1 protein-coding gene is annotated in these 1,629 nt (G+C 60.2%); it reads right to left on the reverse strand.

All coding sequences use genetic code 11. The features are described from left to right. Positions 1 to 374: 374 nt before the first annotated feature. On the reverse strand, positions 375 to 1,529 hold the full coding sequence (locus HGI46_RS21775) for an IS110 family transposase (protein WP_168905827.1): 1,155 nt from the start codon (positions 1,527 to 1,529) through the stop codon (positions 375 to 377). Positions 1,530 to 1,629 lie beyond the last annotated feature (100 nt).

The raw sequence follows: 1,629 nt of genomic DNA on the forward strand, positions 1-1,629 counted from the left end.
AGGGCATCAGCCAGGCAGTGAAGCTTACTGGTGAACCCGCCCCGCGAGCGGCCAAGAGCGCGTCGATGAGTCCCCCTCATATGATGAGTTGCAGGTCAAGGAGGTATGTCGTCGTTTCGTTTTTCCCGGTTGGTATCGTATCCAGCTGAGCCCGCTTCACGAGTACCGGCGGGGTATCCTCGCCTGTACCACCTCATATCCGGTCGCCGCTTGAGACGGCTGCACCATAATCCCTCATTCGGGGGCGTGGCTCAGGAGAACGGAACCCTTCTTTTGAGCGGCATTGGAAGCCATGGGGGGCTTCGGTCCGTTCGCCTGGATCCGTCAGGGCCGAACAGGTCCTGGGGATTGGAATAAATCGCGACAGCCGCTGGCTATGCCGCAGTCATAGCAGCTCCCTCGATCACGACCCCGGCGGTCACATACTTCCACAAGGCCACAAGCAGCTTGCGTGCCAAGGCGACGATCGCGACCTTCCGGCCTCGCCCGCCGCTATGGCTTGCCCGTTCATGGAACCAGTGCGAGAGAGCCGCGTCCGGCTGATAGCGCAGCCACAACCATGCTAGCTGGATCATCGTCGTGCGCAGTCTTGGATTGCCCGCTTTCGAAACACCCTGTTCACGATCGATCGAGCCGCTTCGCCAAGGCGAGGGCGCAAGCCCTGCATAAGCCGCGACTTGGCGCCGATTGTCGAACTGTCGGAATAATCCTTCGCTCGCAAGGATGCTGGCGGATTCCACGCCGATGCCTTTGATCCCCGCCAGCATTGCTTGAGCCGAGCTTTCGTGGGTTCGCGAACAGAGTGCATCCCGTTCAGCTTCCACGGCCTTGATCTGCCGGTCCAGCAGTTCAAGCCGGTCCAGCTCACGACAAATCTGGGACTTAAGGTGAGCGGGCAATGGGTGACCATCGCCGGTCTGCAGTTCTACCAAGCGCTCACGGCGATCGCGACGCACTGGTTCATAATGCCGGATACCGACACCGAAGAGCAGTCCCTTGATCCGATTGACGTGCCGTTTGCGCTCATCGATCAGGGTCCTGCGCTCTCGTCCGATCCTGCGACGGTCCTCATCTTCGATGGCAGGAACTCGCACCATCGAGCAGACGCGAGGCTCCCCACGTATCCATGCCATCAGGGCGCGCACCAACGCCTCCCCGTCGATACGGTCGGTCTTCGCTCGCCGGTGCCGGCGCGATACCGCAATCGAGGCTGCATCCACAACGTAGCTTGTGATCCAGTCTTCCGCCTCAAGCGCCCGATGAATCCAAAAGCCGTCGAGCCCCGCCTCCTGAATGACCACCACAGGATAGAGCCTGCCCTCCCGGACCCGTGACTTGTCTCGCAATGCGCCCAAACAGGCCAGTAATGCAGGAAGATCCCCGCCGGGCACTGAGTGACGCGACATCCGTTCGCTGCCAGGTGACAACGACGTCACAAGCCACGTCGATTTCGACAGTTCCAGAGAAACGAAAATTGCGCCAAGATCGACCCGGATCGCGGCAGGCTGCGAGGTTGGTTCTGCTGACATAGCAAATCCTTTCAGAGTGGTTGGTAGCAAACCGACTCTGATCTCCTTCAGGCCGCTATCCAACTCTCATCATGGGATCTTTTCCGCCCGCTGCCGAGAC

Origin of the sequence: Novosphingobium sp. ERW19 (genome assembly GCF_012641315.1) — a bacterium.
Classification (GTDB): Bacteria; Pseudomonadota; Alphaproteobacteria; order Sphingomonadales; family Sphingomonadaceae; genus Novosphingobium.

Bases quoted from the DNA above. Each gene is read 5' to 3' on its own strand.
- HGI46_RS21775 (WP_168905827.1), bottom strand. From the start codon at position 1,529: ATGTCAGCAGAACCAACCTCGCAGCCTGCCGCGATCCGGGTCGATCTT.